Annotated in this window: 22 protein-coding genes and 1 pseudogene; 21 read left to right on the top strand and 2 right to left on the bottom strand. The window is 36.4% G+C overall.

Features of this window, described 5'->3' with window-relative positions; all coding sequences use genetic code 11:
- Positions 1-94: 94 nt before the first annotated feature.
- The 5 genes from LG276_RS14950 (at position 95) to LG276_RS14930 (ending at position 3379) form a co-directional block, all read left to right on the top strand.
- Positions 95-559, top strand: coding sequence for a YpiF family protein (locus tag LG276_RS14950; protein ID WP_224937439.1), 465 nt, complete (start codon positions 95-97; stop codon positions 557-559).
- Positions 560-708: 149 nt separating this feature from the next.
- Positions 709-1206: a ubiquinol-cytochrome c reductase iron-sulfur subunit gene (locus LG276_RS14945; protein ID WP_095372769.1), complete on the top strand. Its 498-nt coding sequence runs from the start codon at positions 709-711 to the stop codon at positions 1204-1206.
- A 13-nt stretch (positions 1207-1219) separates the two neighbouring features.
- Positions 1220-1894: a menaquinol-cytochrome c reductase cytochrome b subunit gene (qcrB, locus tag LG276_RS14940; protein WP_191810886.1), complete on the top strand. Its 675-nt coding sequence runs from the start codon at positions 1220-1222 to the stop codon at positions 1892-1894.
- A 36-nt stretch (positions 1895-1930) separates the two neighbouring features.
- A complete protein-coding gene (locus LG276_RS14935; RefSeq protein ID WP_095372771.1) occupies positions 1931-2698 on the top strand; it encodes a menaquinol-cytochrome c reductase cytochrome b/c subunit in 768 nt (255 codons plus the stop codon).
- A 75-nt stretch (positions 2699-2773) separates the two neighbouring features.
- Complete coding sequence (locus LG276_RS14930; protein WP_251161924.1) at positions 2774-3379, top strand: DUF1405 domain-containing protein; 606 nt, start codon at positions 2774-2776, stop codon at positions 3377-3379.
- A gap of 553 nt (positions 3380-3932) precedes the next feature.
- Here the strand turns inward: LG276_RS14930 and LG276_RS14925 are convergent.
- A pseudogene (locus LG276_RS14925) lies at positions 3933-4367 on the bottom strand (IS1595 family transposase); the annotation flags it as partial.
- A 359-nt stretch (positions 4368-4726) separates the two neighbouring features.
- Between LG276_RS14925 and ypjB the strand changes: the two are divergent.
- Both ypjB and LG276_RS14915 read left to right on the top strand, forming a co-directional pair.
- Entirely contained in the window at positions 4727-5518 is a 792-nt protein-coding gene (gene ypjB, locus LG276_RS14920) for a sporulation protein YpjB (protein ID WP_251161923.1), read from the top strand.
- Positions 5519-5906: 388 nt separating this feature from the next.
- Complete coding sequence (locus LG276_RS14915) at positions 5907-6584, top strand: zinc metallopeptidase (protein ID WP_095372775.1); 678 nt, start codon at positions 5907-5909, stop codon at positions 6582-6584.
- A gap of 65 nt (positions 6585-6649) precedes the next feature.
- On the opposite strand, the gene LG276_RS14910 is transcribed toward LG276_RS14915, so the two are convergent.
- On the bottom strand, positions 6650-7519 hold the full coding sequence (locus LG276_RS14910) for a YitT family protein (protein WP_095372776.1): 870 nt from the start codon (positions 7517-7519) through the stop codon (positions 6650-6652).
- Positions 7520-7760: 241 nt separating this feature from the next.
- Here LG276_RS14910 and LG276_RS14905 point away from each other — a divergent pair, with 241 nt between their 5' ends.
- The 14 genes from LG276_RS14905 to LG276_RS14840 all read left to right on the top strand — a co-directional run bounded on the left by LG276_RS14905 (position 7761) and on the right by LG276_RS14840 (position 21108).
- Positions 7761-8111 (top strand): nucleotide pyrophosphohydrolase, encoded by a 351-nt coding sequence (locus LG276_RS14905; protein WP_224937442.1) that lies wholly within the window; start codon positions 7761-7763, stop codon positions 8109-8111.
- Positions 8098-8898, top strand: a complete 801-nt coding sequence (gene dapB, locus LG276_RS14900) for a 4-hydroxy-tetrahydrodipicolinate reductase (protein ID WP_224937443.1) — start codon at positions 8098-8100, stop codon at positions 8896-8898. Before LG276_RS14905 ends, dapB begins: the two co-directional genes overlap by 14 nt.
- 17 nt (positions 8899-8915) lie before the next feature.
- Complete coding sequence (mgsA, locus tag LG276_RS14895) at positions 8916-9320, top strand: methylglyoxal synthase (protein ID WP_224937444.1); 405 nt, start codon at positions 8916-8918, stop codon at positions 9318-9320.
- A 2-nt stretch (positions 9321-9322) separates the two neighbouring features.
- Entirely contained in the window at positions 9323-10033 is a 711-nt protein-coding gene (bshB1, locus tag LG276_RS14890; protein ID WP_404292258.1) for a bacillithiol biosynthesis deacetylase BshB1, read from the top strand.
- A gap of 2 nt (positions 10034-10035) precedes the next feature.
- Positions 10036-11175: an N-acetyl-alpha-D-glucosaminyl L-malate synthase BshA gene (bshA, locus tag LG276_RS14885; RefSeq protein WP_224937446.1), complete on the top strand. Its 1140-nt coding sequence runs from the start codon at positions 10036-10038 to the stop codon at positions 11173-11175.
- On the top strand, positions 11175-12371 hold the full coding sequence (locus LG276_RS14880) for a CCA tRNA nucleotidyltransferase (protein WP_289434060.1): 1197 nt from the start codon (positions 11175-11177) through the stop codon (positions 12369-12371). The genes bshA and LG276_RS14880 overlap by 1 nt, the downstream gene beginning before the upstream one ends.
- Entirely contained in the window at positions 12356-13336 is a 981-nt protein-coding gene (locus tag LG276_RS14875) for a biotin--[acetyl-CoA-carboxylase] ligase (protein ID WP_289434059.1), read from the top strand. The genes LG276_RS14880 and LG276_RS14875 overlap by 16 nt, the downstream gene beginning before the upstream one ends.
- A 254-nt stretch (positions 13337-13590) precedes the next feature.
- On the top strand, positions 13591-14427 hold the full coding sequence (gene panB / locus LG276_RS14870) for a 3-methyl-2-oxobutanoate hydroxymethyltransferase (RefSeq protein WP_404292256.1): 837 nt from the start codon (positions 13591-13593) through the stop codon (positions 14425-14427).
- Positions 14424-15269: a pantoate--beta-alanine ligase gene (gene panC, locus LG276_RS14865; protein WP_289434057.1), complete on the top strand. Its 846-nt coding sequence runs from the start codon at positions 14424-14426 to the stop codon at positions 15267-15269. The genes panB and panC overlap by 4 nt, the downstream gene beginning before the upstream one ends.
- Positions 15270-15290: 21 nt before the next feature.
- On the top strand, positions 15291-15674 hold the full coding sequence (gene panD, locus LG276_RS14860) for an aspartate 1-decarboxylase (RefSeq protein WP_095372786.1): 384 nt from the start codon (positions 15291-15293) through the stop codon (positions 15672-15674).
- Between the two features lie 271 nt (positions 15675-15945).
- Positions 15946-17316: a VWA domain-containing protein gene (locus LG276_RS14855; RefSeq protein ID WP_281202325.1), complete on the top strand. Its 1371-nt coding sequence runs from the start codon at positions 15946-15948 to the stop codon at positions 17314-17316.
- A gap of 224 nt (positions 17317-17540) precedes the next feature.
- Positions 17541-20342 carry an ATP-dependent DNA helicase DinG gene (gene dinG / locus LG276_RS14850; RefSeq protein WP_251161913.1) on the top strand — a complete coding sequence of 934 codons (2802 nt, stop codon included), beginning with the start codon at positions 17541-17543 and terminating at the stop codon, positions 20340-20342.
- A 103-nt stretch (positions 20343-20445) separates the two neighbouring features.
- Complete coding sequence (locus LG276_RS14845; protein WP_191810924.1) at positions 20446-20616, top strand: YpmA family protein; 171 nt, start codon at positions 20446-20448, stop codon at positions 20614-20616.
- 12 nt (positions 20617-20628) lie between these two features.
- Positions 20629-21108, top strand: a complete 480-nt coding sequence (locus tag LG276_RS14840) for a DUF5590 domain-containing protein (RefSeq protein WP_251161912.1) — start codon at positions 20629-20631, stop codon at positions 21106-21108.
- Positions 21109-21132 lie beyond the last annotated feature (24 nt).

The following is a 21132-nucleotide window of genomic DNA, read 5'->3' as shown; positions in this document are numbered from 1 at the left end:
ATGTTCAAAAAATAGACACTGTTGCTTTTTGATAGAAGGTCATTTCCGTGGTATGATAAATAAGGAATATTAAGGCGTAATTGGAGTGATTAGGATGAAGTGGCATACACAGGATATACAATTGTTTTTGAAAGAAAGAGATTATATTGATACAGTCATACTTCCTCTTTATCCGGTATCTTTTGCAGATGATATCCAGCAAACAGTGGCAATGACCGAATTTATTAACCTCTTATCTGGGCAACTTGAAAAGCAATTTAAAGGCAGAATTCTTATGTTACCAGGAATGAGCTATCTAAAGACCATTTCTGAGGAAAAACGGCTTGCAGATTTAATAGAATGGGAAAAAGAATTAATTTCTCAAGATTTTAAACATATTTTTTACATAACTTCTGATAGTGATTGGAAAACTGTAGAAGAACAGTTAGATGGAGGGTTAATTTGGATGCCTTCAATTCCGCTTGATAACATGGATGATCAGTACAAGCTTTCAATTTTAGAAGATCAGGTAAAACAATTACTGAATGTATTTGTGAAGAAATGGCAGAATAATGATTGAAGAGTCACATAAATCTCATAGTTGTGATGATTCAGTGAAGGATTATATTGACCTTCCATAAAGATTGATATATCATTGGTATGTCCTAGTTTTATATTGTGTTGAACTTTGTCCGTTGGACTTAACTTCATAATAGAGGGGGGAAAAGTATGAGCAAAAATCGTGTGACAAGACGTCAATTCCTTAATTACACACTCACAGGTGTAGGCGGGTTCATGGCAGCAGGAATGTTGTTACCTATGGTGCGGTTTGCAGTAGATCCGGTCCTACAAAAGAAAGGTGAAAGCGATTTTATTGCAACAAATCAGAAGGTTGCTGACCTAACAACAGAGCCTACTAGGGTTGACTATTCGTTTGAACAACAAGATGGCTGGTATTCTTCGGAAGAAACTGGAACTGCATGGGTTTACAAAGATGAGAATGATAAAGTTGTCGCATTATCACCTGTATGTAAACATTTAGGTTGTACAGTTAACTGGAATGGAGATAAGGCAAATGAAAATCATTTCTATTGTCCTTGTCACGGAGGTCTTTATACAAAAGATGGTACAAATGTTCCAGGTACACCACCAATTGCAGCACTTGATGTTTTTCCAACAAAAGAAGTAGATGGGTTCTTACACTTAGGTAAGGCAGAACCGCGATAAGGAGGCGTAATCATTGTTCAATAAAATTTATGATTGGGTTGATGAACGTTTGGATATTACGCCAATTTGGCGAGATATTGCTGACCATGAAGTACCTGAGCATGTAAACCCAGCGCATCACTTTTCGGCGTTTGTTTACTGCTTCGGAGGTCTAACGTTCTTTGTAACTGTCATTCAAATCTTGTCTGGAATGTTCTTAACGATGTACTATGTTCCAGATATCAAAAATGCTTGGGAGTCTGTGTATTATTTACAAAACCATGTAGCATTCGGACAAATTGTTCGTGGCATGCATCACTGGGGAGCTAGCTTAGTTATTGTTATGATGTTCTTACATACTTTACGCGTATTCTTCCAAGGTGCTTACAAAAAACCACGTGAATTAAACTGGCTCGTTGGAGTAGGAATATTCTTTGTAATGTTAGCACTTGGATTAACAGGCTATCTATTACCATGGGATATGAAAGCTTTATTTGCAACAAAAGTTACCATTCAAATTGTCGAATCAACTCCATTTATTGGTGAAATGTTAAAAACACTTATTGCTGGGGACGCATCTATTGTCGGAGCTCAAACGATAACACGATTCTTCGCCATTCACGTTTTCTTCCTACCAGCAGTATTATTTGGCTTAATGGCTGCTCACTTTATTATGATTCGTAAACAAGGTATTTCTGGTCCATTGTAAAATGAAATCTTCTATTAAAAGGAGGGGAATTATTACATGCATCGCGGAAAAGGAATGAAATTCGTAGGTGATTCCCGTATATCTGCTGAACGTAAGACTTTCATTCCGAAAGATTATTCGGAATATCCAGGCAAAACAGAAGCTTTCTGGCCAAACTTCTTACTGAAAGAATGGATGGTAGGAGCCGTTTTCCTAGTAGGTTTCTTATGTTTAACAATTGCGCACGAACCACCGCTTGAAAAAATCGCGGATCCGAGTGATACAGCTTATATTCCGCTACCAGACTGGTATTTCTTATTCTTATATCAATTGCTAAAATACACATATGCATCAGGACCATATAATGTTATTGGTGCATTTATTATTCCAGGATTAGTATTTGGTGCACTTGCATTGGCGCCATTTATCGATCGCGGTCCTGAACGTAGACCATCAAAACGTCCTTTTGCCACAGGTTTTATGTTACTTGCATTGGCGGGGGTTACCTTCCTAACATGGGAATCAGTTGCTCACCATGACTGGGAGGCTGCAGCAGAACAAGGAAAAATCGTCGCAGATGCTGAAGTCGATACCGAGGCAGAGGGGTATAAGCTCATGGAAGCGAATACTTGTTTAACTTGCCACGGTAATGAATTGCAAGGTGGTGCAGGTGCACCTGCTTTAATCGATGTTGAATTATCACCTGAAGAGATTAAAGATGTGATTCAAAACGGCCGTGGAGCTATGCCAGCAGGTATATTCACAGGTAGTGATGAAGAACTTGATAAAGTGGTCGAATTTATCGACAGTATAGAATCTGAATAAAGTGAAAAAGAAGCTGACCAGCAGTTGTCAGCTTCTTTTCGTATCGTACATAAAAAGTAGTAAGTGAGGTAGTCTATGAAACAAATATATACGATATTGGGTAATCGAAGCTTTTTAATTCTTCTATTAATCATCAATATTGCCGGGACTGTATATGGTTACGATTGGTATATGTGGCAATTAGTTGATACACCAGCAATATTCCTTCCATTTGTTCCTGATAGTCCAACTGCTAGTTTGTTTTTCGTTATTGTTCTTATTGCTTTTTTATTAGGTAGAAATTGGCCTATTTTTGAAGCACTCGCAATTGTTACACTTGTGAAATACGGTATCTGGGCAGTGGTGATGAATTTACTTGTGTTCCAAGTGACAGGTGAAGTGGAGATAACGGCACTCATGCTTATTATTTCCCATGGTGCTATGGCTGTACAAGGTGTGCTCTATGCCCCTTTTTATCGCATAAAAGCTTGGCATCTTATAATTGCTGCTATTTGGACTTTGCATAATGATGTGATTGACTACGTTTTCTTTATGTTACCGAGATATTCTGTACTTAATGAATATATTCCGCAAATCGGTTATTTTACTTTCTGGCTTAGCCTATTTTCTTTAGGTCTGACCTATCTATTATGTATTCGAAAAGGGCGATATCAGCTAAAAATGCCCTCCATTCATCAATAACCTTTTATCAATAGGTTATGTTAAAAATTAATGTTGATAGTTATAGAAAACAAAGGAACTTCCAAGTAATGGAAGTTCTATTGCTTAATGTTTGCTTCTTCTATTATCCCAACCGTTAATTAAACACTTGTTACCTTGTTAATTCTAAAAAAAATTCATAACGAAAGGGTATATGTATAGTAAAGTGAGAATAAAAAAAGCAATCAAGCCTATTACGGATATTAAAAACACCCAAACTTTTTTTATCCTTAACTGTACATAAGCAGATACCAACACAAGAAACATAAAAATACCAATCAATGAACCCCAACCCCAATTATAAATTGCGGCTCGGTCTGGGTCTGGTGCTGCAATGCTAAACATTGGACCTATACCAAAAAGAGCTACGAATATGAATATTAATAGGTGTACCAAATATACTGCTGACCTAAACAATGAAACCACCTACTCTCTCCAGTCTCAATTATTAGTAAAAACAATCCTTTCTCCCTTAATTGGCCGTTTGCCGAATGAAAATAATTTCTATATCGTGAATTACTTAACTTTAATGTACATTGTTTTGATACTGTATGCTTTCTAAGACTTGAAACCAAGTGAGATAATTTTCTGAATATTTGGTTGCCACACCGTTAAAACGTTGTATCAACCTTTTAGCATTTCTTGATAATTGTTTACGTTCTGAATGTGATAAAGACCTTTTGTGCGTACTTTTCCATCTGATTTGAATTGATATATTTCCATTCCCTTTTCATTCGCGTAAACTTTAAAAGCTCTCCAGGCATCAGTACATCATACATTACCTTTTGAAAGCTTATGCCCAATTGCTTTATCTAAATTCCCTTTGGTTATTCTATCCATACCCAATGTACGTGATAATTGCTAATTTATCACGATCTGTTGCGACTAGAACACATACTTGTTCTTTGCTTATGCCACGTTTCTTTGCAGCACCACCACGCTTACGAGGCTGTCTTCCTTTTATCTCCTTAGATGATGCAGTAAGTTTTTCAATTAGGTATTCTCTTAATCGGTGTTTCTCAGCTGGATTTAGTTTAGGAATTGCTTTTAAAATATCAGTTACCTTCACCTTCATCACCAACCTCGCTATTCATAGCTTATTCATAGCCTGTTTGTTCGATTATAACGAATATCAACAACAAAGATTAACATAGCCTATCAATAGAAAAATAAAGTTAGAACTTCCAATAGAAGTCTTCTGGTTTTATTTCCTCTTTATTGCCAATATTGCTTCTAGTGTTTCGTAGATAAATCTATTGATTAATGGTCTAACCTTGTCCACATCGTCATACAATGCTATTAGCAATCCGATAAGGAGGACAGGTACGTATGAAATGGAGAGTTGTGGCTATTATTTTAGTTATTGCACTCATTTTCCCTTACATGATAGTAGCAGAGACAGAAAATGACGATGGCATGATGAATCAATTGGATCTATTATCAGATGAAGTTCTACACTTGGTTAAAGCGCAAAAATATGAAGAGGCTAGTAGAATGTTGAATTATTTCACAGACCAATTTGTATTGGCTACAAGCACATCAACTGCGATAACGAGGGAAAGTTTGAGAACTGTCACATCTGTTCACCAAGAAGTAGTTGAAGAAATAAAGAAAGAACAAAGCTCGTATGAGTCGAAAGTACAAAAAGCAACCAAACTTCGGATATTAATGGACGCCCTATCTCCTGCAAAAGAACCGATGTGGCATGAAATGAAAGGACCGATGTTAAGTACACTTGGGGAAGTAAGGGAGTCAATAGAAGCGGGTGATAGCGAGAGCTTTCATACACAGTACAATACCTTTCTCTCTCTTTATGATACAATTTACCCTTCATTAAAATTAGAAGTAGAGCCAGCAACTATTCAACAATTGCATACACGCATTCAATATATTGATCAATATCGTCGAGATGTAATGGTGAAAGAAGAAGGTAAAAGAGAACTAGAATTATTGAATAGTGAGCTAGAAGATATTTTCGATACAATTACGGATGATGAAGCTGATCCATCACTTTGGTGGGTAATTATTTCAACTGGAAGTATTATTATATTAACGCTTTCGTATGTCGGTTTTAAAAAATATAAGGGCGGAAAGAAAAAAGAAAAAAATCCAGAGAGCTAAGGCTAAACGCTTGAATTGTCTTATAAGAAAAAGGTAAAATGAAATCAAAGCATAAACATGATAAGCTTTTCCTTAAGGTAGATTAAAGAAGGAAAAGGCAATGGGAGAATGAGATGGCAGGAAAAATGGACTTTCATCTTGAGGCATCTAGAGACGAAGCTACCCATTTTTTTTTGAATTGTTTGTAAGCAAGAATGTACCAATTATCAAGTTTTTTTTAGAAACAAGCATCCATGTAAAGTCGTGTTTTCACTATTTACAAAGCCATTCTGTCATACTGAGTGACTAACTAAAAGCTTTTAGCTTAGTATGTGAATATTTCTTCCAGTGTTTGTCTACATGATGCACATGTAGATGAGAAGCTTATACTTTATTAGGAGGTTCACCTATGTCGTTTTTGATTTACTTTATCATTATTATGATTGTCCCGATTGCTATTCAAATGTACTTGAAGAAGACGTATAAGAAACATTTACAAATATCTACTTCTTCAAATATGACTGGAGCAGAAGCGGCTAGAAAAGTTTTAGATGAAAATGGGCTTTATAATGTCTCTATCGAACCAGTAAAGGGGCAACTTTCAGACCATTATGATCCGAGGGATAAGACCGTGAGATTATCTGAGGATAATTATTATGGATCTTCCATTGCTTCCGTATCAGTGGCGACACACGAAGTGGGTCATGCCATTCAAGATGCTGAAGACTATGCTTTCTTACGCTTTAGACATGCGCTTGTTCCAGTTGCAAACATTGGCTCTAACTTATCCTTCTTTTTCATCTTAGGAGGATTGTTGTTTCAATTTACTGGTATGATGTTACTTGGTATCATTTTCTTTGCTGCAGCGGTATTATTCCAGGTAATTACATTACCGGTTGAGTTTAACGCCTCATCTAGAGCACTCAATGTTATGGTAAGCTCGGGTGTGATTAGAAATGATGAAGAGTCTGGCGCTAAAAAGGTATTAAATGCAGCAGCTCTAACTTATGTAGCGGCAACAGTTATCGCTGTTATGGAATTACTGCGTTTTGTTCTTGCTTTTATTGGCATGAACAATGATGATTAATATATTTTAAATGTAAAAGCAACTGCTCACTTGAGGTAGTTGCTTTTTGTTAGTTTTTAGTAATCTCAGCGTTCTAAAGGTTTTTTGTTTTCATCCAATGTGAATCCTTCTCCTAAGACATCGTGCACTTGTGATACGGTGACAAATGCATTAGGATCAACTGAATGGATAAGGTTCTTCAATTTAGTTAGTTCATTTCTAGCTACTACGCAATATAATACTTCACGATCCAGCTTAGTAAAAGACCCTCGACCTTTTAAAACTGTGACTCCTCTCTCCATTTCATAGAGAATTTTCGCTGATATCTCTTCATTTTTCTCAGAGATAATCATTGCACCTCTTGCAGAATAAGCTCCTTCTTGGATAAAGTCAATCACTTTCGCGCCAACAAAAACGGCAACTAGAGTATACATTGCCTCATAATATTTGAGATAAAAAATCAGTGATAATGCAATCACACAAAAGTCAAACACAAACATCGTTTTACCCATGGAAGTACCGGTATACTTATTAACAAGTCGTGCAATAATATCAACGCCACCCGTAGTTCCACCATACCTGAAAATTATACCGAGACCAACACCGATAAAAACACCTGCGAACAGTGCAGCTAAAGTAAGATCATTCTTTAATGGCATATGTATTTGATATCTTTGGAATATTTCAAGGAAAAGAGAAACGCCTAGCGTACCAATAATCGTATAGATAAATGCTTTTTTACCTAGTAGTTTCCATCCTATAAAAAATAAAGGAATATTTAATATCAAATTCGTATAAGATGGATTCCAATCAAATAGGAAATACAATAAGAGCGTGATACCTGTAAAGCCACCTTCTGCTAAGTTGTTTTGCATATTAAAGTGAACAATACCGAAAGAGAATATACTAGCGCCAAACAGAATAAGGATAATATTCTTAATTTTCAATCCAAACATTCACAGTGCCCTCCGAAATGATGAAATATATTACTTGCCATCTCATTATATAGATTCAATAGAGGATAAGCAATCACACTTGATAGGGGAGCAAGGCAGCACATTCTCTCATACATAGACTATTTTTATGGGACAGAAATAAAGAATTAAACGATAGGAATTGTAAAAATGGCTATGTTTAGCTAACATGGAGAGTGTGAATAAAATGATTTGAAAAGGTATGTATATGAGGTGAGAAGCAATGAGTAAGTCGATGGAAGAATTACAGAGGGAAGTAGATACCTATATTGGGCAATTTAAAGAGGGGTATTTTAGTCCACTTGCTATGGTGGCAAGATTGACAGAGGAATTAGGGGAGCTGGCAAGAGAAGTCAATCATACATATGGTGAAAAACCAAAAAAGAGTACAGAAAAAGAAAAGGCAATAGAAGAAGAAATGGGAGACATGCTTTTTGTTTTAATTTGTCTTGCTAATTCTCTAAATATAGATTTAGCAAAAGCGCATGACCAAGTAATGCACAAGTTTCAAACGCGCGATAAAGATAGATGGACACGTATTGAAGAAGGGGGAAAAAATAATGAACACAATTAAAATCGTGATTGCAGGTCCAAGAGGTAGAATGGGGAGTGAGGCAGTTAAGTTAGTTCAGAACAAAGATAATTATGAATTAGTAGCAGTTGTAGATCATAAAAATGATGGTGGCATTTTAAGTGATTTTAAAGGTTTTGAGGGAATCGATGTTCCTGTTTATTCTGATATAGAAAAATGTTTTAAAAATGAAGCGTGTGATGTTCTTATTGATTTAACCACGCCTGAAGTTGGTATGCATCATACGAAAACAGCGCTTACTTATGGAGTGAGACCAGTTGTTGGTACAACTGGATTTACCAAAGAGAACTTACAAGAACTAGAGGATTTATGTCATGATACCAGTTTAGGTGCGATTATTGCGCCAAACTTTGCTGTTGGTGCTGTGCTTATGATGAAGTTTTCTCAAATGGCAGCTAAGTACTTTAATGATGTAGAGATTATTGAAATGCATCATGATCAAAAATTAGATGCGCCATCTGGCACTGCTGTTAAAACAGCTGAGATGATTCGTGATGTAAGAGAGAGTAAGCAGCAAGGACATCCTAATGAAAAGGAAACGCTAGCTGGAGCTCGTGGGGCGGATTTTGATGGAATGCATATTCACTCCGTTAGACTTCCTGGCTTAATTGCACATCAACAAGTAATGTTTGGTTCTAGTGGACAAACACTGCAAATTCGCCATGATTCATACAATCGCGAATCATTCATGAGTGGTGTAGCATTAGCTGTCGATACTGTAGTTAAAATTGATACGTTAGTTTACGGATTAGAAAATATTATGGAGTAAGTATGGAGGCGGTGCCGATGAACATTGCATTAATTGCTCATGATAAAAAGAAGAATGATATTGTGAATTTTTCTAAAGCGTATCAAGTTATTCTTTCACAGCACCAATTATTTGCAACTGGTACGACGGGTTTAAGGTTACAGCAGGAAGCTAATCTAACTGTGCATCGTTTTCAATCTGGACCACTGGGTGGGGATCAGCAAATTGGAAGTATGATTGCGCAAAATAAAATGGATCTCGTCTTGTTTTTTCGAGACCCGCTCACCGCACAACCACATGAACCAGATATTACGGCGTTAATCCGATTATGTGATGTTTACGCTGTACCCTTAGCGACAAATATGGGCACAGCGGAAGTCTTAATAAAAGGACTTGAACGAGGAGATTTTTCCTGGAGAGAAATTATAAAAGAGAGTGAATAGAAATGAACGAAATAAAGCTTGATATCCTTGCTTTCGGAGCGCATGCCGATGATGTAGAAATCGGCATGTCAGGAACAATAGCGAAGTATGTGGAAAAAGGTTATAAAGTAGGGATTTGCGATTTAACAGAAGCCGAGTTGTCTTCTAACGGTAATCCTACTCTGAGGAAAACAGAAGCAATTGCAGCAGGGCGAATATTAAATGTGTCTGTAAGAGAAGGACTTCATTTAGGTGATAGACAGTTATTTTTAACAAGTGAGCGTATCAAACAGGTAGTAGAAATAATTAGGAAGTATCAGCCGACAATTGTCTTTGCACCATATGAAATAGATAGGCACCCAGATCATGCGAATGCAACGAAAATTGTCGAGGAAGCAGTCTTTTCTGCAGGTATTCGTAAATATCAAACGAATGAGTATCAAACGGATCATAAAGTGAAAAGCTTTTACTATTATATGATTAATGGATTTCACCAACCTGATTTTATGATAGATATTACATCAACAATAGACAAAAAGATCGCCAGTTTAAACGCTTACCAAAGTCAATTCACGAAAACGGAGGGAGCTGTCGATACTCCGTTAACAAATGGCTATGTGGAAATGGTTGAAGCTAGAGAACGCCTATTTGGACAGCAAGTTGGTGTTAAATATGCAGAAGGTTTTATGGTGAAAAAACCTTTGATGATCGAAAACGATTTATTTGGAGTGTAAGAATGAATAGAAAACTTAAAATAGGGATTACTTGCTATCCGACTGTTGGTGGATCAGGGGTAATTGCCACAGAACTCGGAAAAATGCTGGCAGAAAGAGGACATGAAATACACTTTATTTCTTCAAGCATTCCTTTTCGTTTAAATAAGATATATCATAATATTTTTTACCATCAAGTAGAGGTTAATCAATACTCCGTTTTTCAATATGCGCCTTATGACATCGCGTTAGCAAGCAAGATGGCAGAAGTCATTAAAAGAGAAAATCTTGACTTACTTCATGTACATTATGCGGTGCCACATGCGATCTGTGCCATATTAGGGAAGCAAATGAGCGGGCGGGATGTTAAAATCGTTACAACTTTGCATGGAACAGATATTACGGTTCTTGGTTATGACTCATCATTAACTGATGCAATAAAGTTTGGAATTGAACAATCGGATCGTGTTACTGCTGTTTCCAATGCATTAATTGCACAAACTTACGACTTAATCAATCCACAGAAAAAAATTGTTCCCGTATACAATTTTATTGATGAGCGTGAATATGTAAAAAAAGATGTAGATTACTTGAAAGAAGAATTTCAAATAGCTGAAGACGAGAAGGTTATTATTCATGTGTCTAACTTTCGTGGTGTAAAAAGGGTAGATGATGTCGTGCGTTCGTTTGCTAAAATTGCCGAACATATAAAAGCTAAGCTCCTACTTGTAGGTGATGGTCCACAGATGAGTGATATTTCAAAATTAGTAGACCAATTATCCTTAAAACACCAAGTCATTTTTCTTGGCAAACAAGACAACTTAGCGGAACTTTATTCCATTAGTGACTTGATGCTTTTATTGTCCGAAAAGGAAAGCTTTGGTTTAGTCGCACTTGAGGCAATGGCATGCAATGTACCATGTATAGGGACAAATGTTGGAGGGATTCCGGAAGTTATCCAAGATGGTGTGAATGGCTATATTTGTGAACTGGGTGATATAGAAAGTATTGCAGCAGTCGCATTAGATATTTTACAAGATGAAAAATTACATACAAAATTATCATTACAAGCAAAAGAATCTGTACTGACAAGTTTCCATGCCGATAAGATTGTTTCACAATACGAGCAGCTTTATTTTGATCTATTAAGTGAGGCGAAATGATGAAACCAATTTTTCAAAGAGCTATTCCGATTGTTGAAAAGCTTGAGGAAGCAGGTTATGAAGCTTATTTTGTCGGTGGTGCAGTGAGGGATCTTCTAATTGGTCGTGAAATAGCAGATGTAGATATCGCTACATCTGCTACACCGATTGAAATGAAAGCGATTTTTTCTAAAACGGTTGATGTAGGTATTGAGCATGGTACCATACTTATTCTCCTAAAAGGTGAAGCATATGAAGTAACAACATATAGGGCAGAGTCAACGTATAGTGACTTTAGAAGACCAGATGAAGTCCGTTTTATCCGTCATTTAAAGGAAGATTTACAGAGAAGAGACTTTACTATGAATAGCATTGCTATGGATAAAAATGGTGAATTAATTGACCCCTTCGCTGGAAGGGAATCAATTCAAAATAGAGAAATAAAGACCGTTGGTTCAAGTGAAGAACGCTTTAATGAGGATGCCTTAAGAATGATGCGAGCGCTTCGCTTTAAAAGTCAATTAGGTTTCCTGCTCGAAGAAGGAACATATGATGCATTAAAAAAGAAAGCCCATCTACTGCAACATGTGGCAGTTGAAAGGAAGCTTGTTGAATTTAATAAATTATTACAAGGAGACTATCGAGTAGATGCCTTGACGCTTCTGCAAGACTCAAACTTGCATCACTATTTACCAATGCTTTCGCAAAAGGAGAAGGGACTTGATCAGCTCGTCACTTATCCTCTTCAATCATTATCCTTGCTTGAAATATGGGTTCTGCTCTTAAAGGTTTTTCAATTAAATGAGCATGAAGCAAAGTTAGGATTAAAAGAATGGAAGATGTCAAGTAAAGACATGAAAGAAATACTCAATCTATATCAGTGGTTCCAAAAAAGACTTTCAACACCTTTTCAAGCTACTACAATTTACCACAGTGGTTTATCAGTAGCAGTGAGTGCTGAAAAACTTCATCAAGTATACAATCATGAAAGAGTAGAATATCCTGATCATTTAGTTGAAATGTATAGCAAATTGTCGATTACTTCAAGAAAACAATTAGCAGTCAATGGCAATGATATTATCACTTGGAGTCAACAATCAGCTGGCCCTTGGCTAAAGGAATTATTAGCAAAAGTTGAGGAAGCAATTATACTTGGAGAATTACAAAATAATAAAGAAGATATCAGGGAGTGGCTGTTTCAATGGAATCAGAAATAAGGAAGAAGTTATTAAATGCCTTCACGACTCACCAAGATGATTATTTGTCCGGGCAAGCTATTGCAGATTTACTCGGTTGTTCACGCACAGCAGTGTGGAAGCATATAGAGAATCTTCGGAAAGAAGGGTTTGAATTTGAAGCGGTGAGAAGAAAAGGATATCGCATCATTGCTACACCCAAAAAAGTGATTGCTGATGAAATACGTTATGGTTTGAAAACAAATGTACTTGGTAGTCATATCCATTATGAGGAATCAGTGGACTCCACACAAAAAGTAGCCCATCAATTAGCAACAGATGGTGCATGTGAAGGTACGATTGTAGTAGCAGAAGAGCAAATTAGCGGTAGAGGGAGAATGGACCGAAAATGGATATCCCCTAAATATACGGGTGTTTGGATGAGCGTCATTCTTAGGCCACAGCTTCCCCCTCATCGTGCACCCCAATTAACACTTATTGCGGCTGTTGCAGTTGTTCAGGCAATCGAGGAAGTGACCGGTTTAACAGCTGAAATTAAATGGCCTAATGATGTGTTGATTAATGGTAAAAAAGTAACAGGGATATTAACAGAGATGCAAGCAGATGCAGATCGAATCGTTTCTATAATTATGGGAATTGGTATTAATGTGAATCAGAAATTAGAAGACTACCCCGAGGAGATTCAACCTATCGCCACCTCCCTTGCAATTGAAAAGAAAGAAGAAATTTCGCGCGCACAAATTATTCAAACACTTTTATTCAACCTCGAAAAACTTTATCAACTTTATTTACAGAATGGTTTTCAACCGATAAGAATTTTATGGGAAAGTTATGCCATTAGTATAGGAAAAAATATAAAAGCGCGTACACTATCTGGTACCATAGCGGGTAAAGCGATAGGAATTACAGATGAAGGCATATTGCTTTTAGAAGATGAGGCTGGTGTGCGACATCAAATTTATTCTGCAGATATTGATTTAGAATAATAGATATTTTTTATAGAAAGTTAACACAATTATTGATATACTTTGTGTGGGCAGTATCGGTAAGAACTGCACCTGTTTGACCATCATTTATACGCGAAATCTGCCTAGATCCATTTAGGACCAGGACAGAGGGATGAGTTTAATAATGAGAACATACACTATCCTTCTGCACTTTTTTTGTAGAAGGTTATTTTTATGTCTTTCTCATTATCAGTAGATCATCACCTCTTCCTATTAAAAAAGGAGGAAGTAGGATGAAACAAACGACTGATTTTTTGAAAATGAAAAGTAAAGGTGAGAAAATAGCCATGCTCACGGCATACGATTTTCCACAGGCTAAATTATCAGAGCAAGCTAATGTCGATATGATTCTTGTCGGCGACTCACTAGGAATGGTTGTATTAGGTTATGATTCAACGATTCCGGTCACAATGAATGATATGATTCACCACGCTAAAGCTGTGAAGCGCGGGGCAAAAGACACTTTTATCGTGGTAGATATGCCGTTTATGAGCTACCATATTTCCATGGAAGATGCGCTCATAAATGCGAAAACCCTGATTCAAGAAACTGGTGCTCATGCAGTTAAGGTTGAGGGTGGAGATGAAGTAATAGATAAAATTGCTGCAATGACAAATGCAGGTATACCAGTTGTCGCACATTTAGGTTTAACACCACAATCAGTTGGTGTGTTAGGTGGTTATAAAGTACAGGGTAAAGATGCAAAAGCAGCCCAAAAACTAATCAATGATGCAAGAAAATGTGAACAGGCGGGGGCTTTTGCTCTTGTTCTTGAATGTGTGCCGCAACAGCTATCTAAAGAAGTATCATTAATCTTAAATATCCCGACAATTGGGATTGGTGCGGGTGTGCATACAGATGGGCAAGTACTTGTGTACCACGACATTCTCACATATGGCGTGGAGCGGGTACCAAAGTTTGTTAAGCGCTATTTAAATAGTGGAGAAATGATGGAAGAAGCCATTTCTGCGTATGTAAAAGAGGTTAAGAGTGGACAATTTCCAGAGGATAGCCATTCTTTTAATATGAAAGAAGAAGAACTTTTAAGTCTCTACGGAGGAAAGAAATGAAAAAAGTGACAAGCATCAAAGAAATGCAGAAAATCATCAAAGACTTCCAAAGAGAAGGGAAATCAATTGGGCTTATCCCGACTATGGGTTATTTGCATGAAGGCCACTTAACACTAGCTAAAAAAGCACGTTTACAGAATGATATAGTCGTCATGAGTGTTTTTGTAAATCCGCTACAGTTCGGAGAAAATGAAGATTTGGCCACTTATCCGAGGAATTTAGACAGAGATATGCAATTAGCAGCAGAAGTGAAGGTAGATTACCTGTTTCATCCAACAGCAGAAGAAATGTATCCGCAGAAGCAAGCGATAACAATGCATGTTGAAGAAAGAACAGAAAGACTTTGTGGTGCTTCTAGACCTGGACATTTTGACGGTGTTGTGGTGGTTGTTTCTAAATTATTTAATATTATTCAGCCGGAAAGAGCTTACTTCGGTAAAAAAGACGCACAACAACTTGCAGTAATAGATTTGCTTGTAAAAAATTTAAATTTTCCGATTGAACTCATTGCGGTGGATACGGTGAGAGAAAGTGATGGCTTGGCAAAGAGCTCAAGAAATGTATTTTTAACAGAAATAGAACGCAAAGAGGCGGCTGTGCTTTTTGAGAGTTTACAGGCAGCGGAAGCAATCATCACAGAAGGAGAAAGAAATACAGCTCGTATAATTGAAGTGATGAAAACAATGCTCCATGAGAAGACAAGTGGTGAAGTCGATTATATTGAAATTCTTTCTTATCCAGAATTACAACCAAGCAATGAAGTTAACGGTGTAATCATTATTGCGTTGGCCGTGAAATTTTCCAATGCCCGCTTAATCGATAATATCATCATTACAGCATGAGGTCATAGAGGAGGGTTTAATATGTACAGAACAATGATGAATGGCAAAATTCATAGAGCAACAGTAACAGAAGCGAACCTAAACTACGTCGGCAGTATTACGATTGATAGTGATATTTTAGATGCTGTTGATATGTTACCAAATGAGAAGGTACAAATCGTTAATAATAATAATGGAGCAAGATTCGAAACGTATATTATCCCTGGTGAAAGAGGGAGTGGTGTTATTTGTGTTAACGGCGCTGCCGCACGTCTCGTGCAACAAGGGGATATTGTGATTATCATTTCATATGCTCAAGTAGCGGAGGAAAAACTCAAAGGTCATCAACCAAAAGTAGCGATTATGGGAGCAGATAATCAAATAATTGATATGCTTCACCAGGAACCAGCTAGTACGATTTTGTGAAAATGCCTGAACTGTTTGAGAAAAATGCTTGATTGAATAAGCACGAACAAATTCTGTTTTAAAAAGGATTTGTTTGTGCTTTTTATTTTATTGTGTTTATCGACACAAATGGTTACTAATTTATTATTAGCCGAAAGGGGTCATTGCAGACTTGTTATTTTCATAGTTTCTTTTTGTACAAAATGACAACAGTTTTAGTTAATAATGGTAAAATAATTCGTATGAGTATGAAGGGATAAAGAGAAATAAACCATTGAAGGAGACGATCAAGGTGAAAAAAACCGCGTTTTTATTTGCATTAGCAGTGTTGTCGATATTTATCATTGTTGCATGTAGTAACGAAGAGACAAAAAAAGAAGAAGTTATAGATGAGGATAAATCAATTGAGGCTGTAGCAGATAAAGCAAATGATATAAAAGATGAAGAAAATCCAGTTTCTCAAACTTTGTTACCTATTCCCCAATCGTTTAAGGAATCAGTTGACTATGGTTACACAGGGGAATGGGCGATGAAGGAATTTTCCAATGAAGTAAAGTCGGCACTTGATCAGCTACCCTCTATTACGATGGAGGCTACAGAAGAAGAGATTGATGCCTATGAACGTGAAATCTTTTCCCTATTTAAAGAGAATTTAAGTATGCCAAATGTACCGATTAATCAATGGCAAGCAATGAAATTTGCAGATCCAACCGTTACTGAAGAGGAAAGCCAATTAAAGAAAAATTATAATGTAGCTATATTACTTGATGCTAGTGGTAGTATGGGTGCTCTAGAAAATGGAAAAACAAGAATGGGACTTGCAAAAGAAGCGATTAATCAATTTGTTGATAGTTTGCCAGAAAAAGCGAAAGTTTCATTAACTGTATATGGACATAAAGGAACAGGAGATGAAGCAGATAAAGAGGTTTCATGCAGTACCGTAGAACAAGTGTATTCTCTTTCAGCCTATGATAGTAAAGAGTTTACAAATGCCCTAGGTAAATTTAATCCAGCTGGATGGACACCAATGACAAAAGCAGTTGAACAAGCAATGGTTAATTTAGAATCACATGATGGTTCAGAGAATACGAATATTATTTATCTTGTGAGTGATGGAATCGAAACTTGTGGAGGAAATCCTGTACAGGCAATGGAAAAACTGAGTGATTCTAACTTAAGTCCAGTCGTTCAAATCATTGGCTATCAAGTTAATAACGATGGTTTAACGCAATTGAAAGAAATGGCAAGGGCTGCAAATGGACAGTTTATTAATGTCCAAAATCAAGAGGATCTAAAGGCAGAATTTAAACGAACCACGGAAATGGCTGAAGTATGGTCAGAATGGCATAGAAATAGCAATGATGCCATTAATAATCTTAATAAAACGGTGCAAAAACAATTAAATGACTGGCATCAAAAAGAGCAGGAAAAGATGAATAGAGAGCGTAAAAATCTACAATTGGCTATCAATTATTTAAATGAGGAAAACAAGATAGATACCGATGTTTTCTTACGCTTAGATGAAAACTATCGGGCATACTATTTACAAGTCGATAAAGAAGCACGTAATCTTTATCTTGAACTGGATCAACTGAACAGGGAATCATTTCTTGATAACTGGGAAGAGATTAGTGAGATATTCTTAAAAAATGTGAGTGAATAAGAAGATAAAATGTACAATTTGCAAAAGTATTCAGAAGAGGAGTAAATGCTCATTTGGTAGGGTGTAAATTGATAAGGTTATGCAAATTTATTATATTTATTTACTATAAACAAAGGTATTTTTTTGATGATTAAAACCCTCATTTGCGAAATAAAGAAAGATAACTTTCTCTTTTATCCTTTTTATGATAACGTTTTGTGTGACAGAATGTTCGAGGTGTAACCATGAGTAATAAATATGTTGTCGTAGATTTAGAAACAACAGGAAATTCACCTAAAAAGGGTGATCAAATTATACAATTAGCAGCAGTAGTGATTGAAAATGGACAGATAACTGAACAGTACGCTTCACTTGTACAACCAAGTCACAGTATCCCTCCATTTATAGAAGAACTAACCGGACTAACAGACGAAATGGTGGCCTCTGCACCTAAATTTTCAGAGATTGCCAAGAAAGTGGAGCAAATGCTTGAAGGTGCCTACTTCGTTGCACATAATGTCCTTTTTGATTTATCGTTTTTACAGGAAGAGTTTAAAATGGCTGGTTTAGCAGGTTTTTATGGCCCAATTATAGATACAGTTGAACTGGCAAGGATTTTTTTACCAAGTGAGGATAGCTATAAGCTATCTGATTTATCGCTAAACTTAGGGCTCTCTCATGAGAGACCACATCAAGCGGATAGCGATGCTTATGTAACAGCAGAATTACTTTTAATATTAGAACAGAAAATGAAAAGCTTACCATTGCTTACTTTGAAACAATTAAAAGAGATTTCCTTTGGCTTAAAAAGTGACTTAGATTTATATTTAGATGATTGGATTCAATGGAAAGAGGAGAGCCATCAATCCCTTCCTAGCAATTTAGAAATTAATCATGGGATCGCTCTTCGTAAAAGTCAAAACAAGCAAGTAGGGAAATTAAACAAATCTGGTATCTTGTATCCTTATACAAAAGAAGAAAAAGAAGCTTATTTGCAAAAAGTGTTCAAACCTTTTGAATCACGAGAGGGACAATATCAGATGATGGATGCCGTTTATAAGGCATTTATTTCCGAACAACATTCACTTATTGAAGCAGGAACTGGTGTAGGTAAATCATTGGCTTATTTACTTCCTTCGATTATTTTTTCTTTGCAGGAAAACGAAAGAATCGTGATTAGTACCTTCACAACTCAACTTCAAGATCAATTGCTTCAGAAGGACTTACCCTTACTAACGCAAATGATACCAATGCCCATCAAGGCAAGTATTCTAAAGGGAAGAAATCATTATATTAGTTTAGCAAAGTTTATTCATACACTTAGAAGTCATGATGATAACTATGATACATGCTTAACGAAGATGCAAATTTTAGTATGGTTAACAGAAACAACAACAGGCGATGTCGACGAACTTAATTTATCTAGTGGCGGTCAATTGTATTGGAATCAAATTAAAAATAACCGCATGTTATTTATTAACGACAAGGACTTTAGAGAAAAAGACTTTTATAATCGTGCAAAGAAGCAAGCTGAGTCAGCACAATTGATTATTACGAATCACAGTATGTTACTTTCTGATACAATCAGTGATTATGATATATTGCCATCATATCAATATGCAATTATTGATGAGGCTCATCATTTTGTAAAAGCTGCATCTCCTTATTTTGGACGCATGCTAGATTTTATGACTGTTCGGCTCACAATTAATAAATTAGGATTATTCGAACAAAAAGAGTGGATCTTTCAGCTTGAGCAATTGCTAGAAGAAGTCGGTGTTTCAAATGAGGTTATTCATTCATTTGAGGTCAATGAAATGATGGAGAGCTTACATAGAGAAATGGATGAGTTCTTTTACTTAATTTCGAAGCTTGTGCAAAAATCTAGTCCTAAGAAGAGTAAATTAGTGCGAGTGAAAATGAATGTCCAAAACCTAATCGCTAAATATGGGCGTCAAATTGACATCCAAGTGGAGAGGTTTTCTTCTATTCTAAAAGAGGTTATACAAATGTTGACAGCAAGGTTACATGCTATTCAGAATGGACCATCTCCTATTGCGGAGAAGTCGCAGCCTTTATTAGAGGATGTCTCATCTGCTGTAAGGGAATTAGAAGGTTATGTCAATTCGTTGCACTTCTTTTTTAAAAACAGCCAAAATTTCCCCTTAGCATCTTGGGTAGAAGTTGATTTACGTGCAATTCAGAATGTCACTTCTATTTATGCGGAACCATTAGATGTCTCTGAACGACTAAGTCAGTCCTTTTTTACCAAGAAAAAAAGCGTTGTTTTAGCCTCTGCTACAATGACCGTAAATCAGTCGTTTCAATATATGGAGAAAGAATTGGGCCTAGAAGGTTTACCTTGTACTAGTCAGCAAATCCCTTCACCATTTCAATATGAAAGACAAGTGAAAATGATTATACCGAAAGACTTACCAGATATAAAAACGGTGAAAATGGAAGAGTATATTGCCAGTATCGCAGAGCAAATTATTTCCATTGCTGAAGTAACCAAGGGACGTATGCTCATTTTATTCACTTCATTTGAAATGCTTAAAGAAACATATCAACTCATAAAGGAATCGGACTTTCTTAGTGATTATGCGATCTTTGCTCAAGGAATCTCAGGAGGTAGTCGTTCGCGATTGACAAGAAATTTCCAAAAGTTTGATAAAGCAATATTATTAGGCGCAAGTAGTTTTTGGGAAGGTGTAGATATTCCTGGAGAAGACTTATCGTGCTTGATTATCGTTCGCCTACCATTTGCACCGCCAGATGACCCTGTAGCTAGTGCGAAAGCCGCAAAGATGAAAAGAGATGGGGGAAATCCTTTTAAAGAGCTCGCCATACCGGAAGCTGTGATTCGTTTTAAACAAGGGTTCGGCCGCTTAATTCGTTCGAGTACTGACAGGGGTGTTGTGATTGTATTTGATAGAAGAATTAAAACCGCAAGTTATGGAAAAGCTTTTCTACAATCGATACCGTCTGTAGAAGCAAAAGAGTGTGATTTGAATGAAACGATTCATATCATTGAACAATGGTTATAATTTTTAAAAACTAATCGTCTAATATTTATGCAAACCACTTTTACTGGTATACTATTAGACGTAACAAAGAAAATGGGCCTTACTTGTCAAGGAGGAAATACAGATGGAAAGCAAGATTGAGATCTTATCAACAGTAACGATTCAAAATAGTCCAGATTTATACAAAATTGTTGATAGTTTAAACAGAACACTAAAAGAAAAAGATTTAATGTTCGGCTTAGCATTGGATAAGGATGATGATAGCAAAGCTGTTTTTACAATATATCGTACATAGGTAGTGAAAAGAATGAAAAAAATACTAATCATCGTACTAGCCATTATGGTTGTCATTATCGGTTTTTCGGCAAAAGTTTATATAAAAGCGATGGAGCCGATAAATCAAGCGGAAAAAGTGGCAAAAGAAAAAGCGGAAAATGAGGCGAATCTACAGACCGTAAAAAGAGTAACTCTATATAATGGTAATGAAACGTATTACATTATTGATGGAATTACAAAAGAAGATGAAGAGGTGTATGTATGGGTTTCAGCCGATTCTGAGGATGAAGTAATCATAAAAAATAAAAAAGATGGGATTTCGAAAGAAGAAGCAATCGAAAAGGTAATGAATAAAAAAAATCCCACTGATATTATTTCTGTCAACCTTGGAATGGAAAAATCTATCCCTCTGTGGGAGATTTCCTATAAAACTGGCGAAGGTCTTCTTAATTATTATGTAATAGATTATGAGACAGGTAACGAAGAATTAAAAATATTAGAAAATCTTTAAATAAGTGGTTCGGCTGACTATTCC

This window comes from Cytobacillus kochii (genome assembly GCF_044790165.1).
Classification (GTDB): domain Bacteria; phylum Bacillota; class Bacilli; order Bacillales; family Cytobacillaceae; genus Cytobacillus; species Cytobacillus kochii.
Note: the sequence above shows the minus strand (reverse complement) of the source record. Positions and strands in the feature narration are given on the sequence as shown.

Coding starts and splice junctions, on each gene's coding strand:
- bshA (WP_224937446.1), top strand. CDS start 10,036: ATGAATAGAAAACTTAAAATAGGGATTACTTGCTATCCGACTGTTGGT.
- LG276_RS14950 (WP_224937439.1), top strand. CDS start 95: ATGAAGTGGCATACACAGGATATACAATTGTTTTTGAAAGAAAGAGAT.
- LG276_RS14935 (WP_095372771.1), top strand. CDS start 1,931: ATGCATCGCGGAAAAGGAATGAAATTCGTAGGTGATTCCCGTATATCT.
- panC (WP_289434057.1), top strand. CDS start 14,424: ATGAAAAAAGTGACAAGCATCAAAGAAATGCAGAAAATCATCAAAGAC.
- LG276_RS14880 (WP_289434060.1), top strand. CDS start 11,175: ATGAAACCAATTTTTCAAAGAGCTATTCCGATTGTTGAAAAGCTTGAG.
- dinG (WP_251161913.1), top strand. CDS start 17,541: ATGAGTAATAAATATGTTGTCGTAGATTTAGAAACAACAGGAAATTCA.
- LG276_RS14915 (WP_095372775.1), top strand. CDS start 5,907: ATGTCGTTTTTGATTTACTTTATCATTATTATGATTGTCCCGATTGCT.
- dapB (WP_224937443.1), top strand. CDS start 8,098: ATGAACACAATTAAAATCGTGATTGCAGGTCCAAGAGGTAGAATGGGG.
- bshB1 (WP_404292258.1), top strand. CDS start 9,323: ATGAACGAAATAAAGCTTGATATCCTTGCTTTCGGAGCGCATGCCGAT.
- LG276_RS14845 (WP_191810924.1), top strand. CDS start 20,446: ATGGAAAGCAAGATTGAGATCTTATCAACAGTAACGATTCAAAATAGT.
- mgsA (WP_224937444.1), top strand. CDS start 8,916: ATGAACATTGCATTAATTGCTCATGATAAAAAGAAGAATGATATTGTG.
- ypjB (WP_251161923.1), top strand. CDS start 4,727: ATGAAATGGAGAGTTGTGGCTATTATTTTAGTTATTGCACTCATTTTC.
- panB (WP_404292256.1), top strand. CDS start 13,591: ATGAAACAAACGACTGATTTTTTGAAAATGAAAAGTAAAGGTGAGAAA.
- LG276_RS14910 (WP_095372776.1), bottom strand. CDS start 7,519: ATGTTTGGATTGAAAATTAAGAATATTATCCTTATTCTGTTTGGCGCT.
- LG276_RS14945 (WP_095372769.1), top strand. CDS start 709: ATGAGCAAAAATCGTGTGACAAGACGTCAATTCCTTAATTACACACTC.
- LG276_RS14840 (WP_251161912.1), top strand. CDS start 20,629: ATGAAAAAAATACTAATCATCGTACTAGCCATTATGGTTGTCATTATC.
- LG276_RS14875 (WP_289434059.1), top strand. CDS start 12,356: ATGGAATCAGAAATAAGGAAGAAGTTATTAAATGCCTTCACGACTCAC.
- LG276_RS14905 (WP_224937442.1), top strand. CDS start 7,761: ATGAGTAAGTCGATGGAAGAATTACAGAGGGAAGTAGATACCTATATT.
- LG276_RS14930 (WP_251161924.1), top strand. CDS start 2,774: ATGAAACAAATATATACGATATTGGGTAATCGAAGCTTTTTAATTCTT.
- panD (WP_095372786.1), top strand. CDS start 15,291: ATGTACAGAACAATGATGAATGGCAAAATTCATAGAGCAACAGTAACA.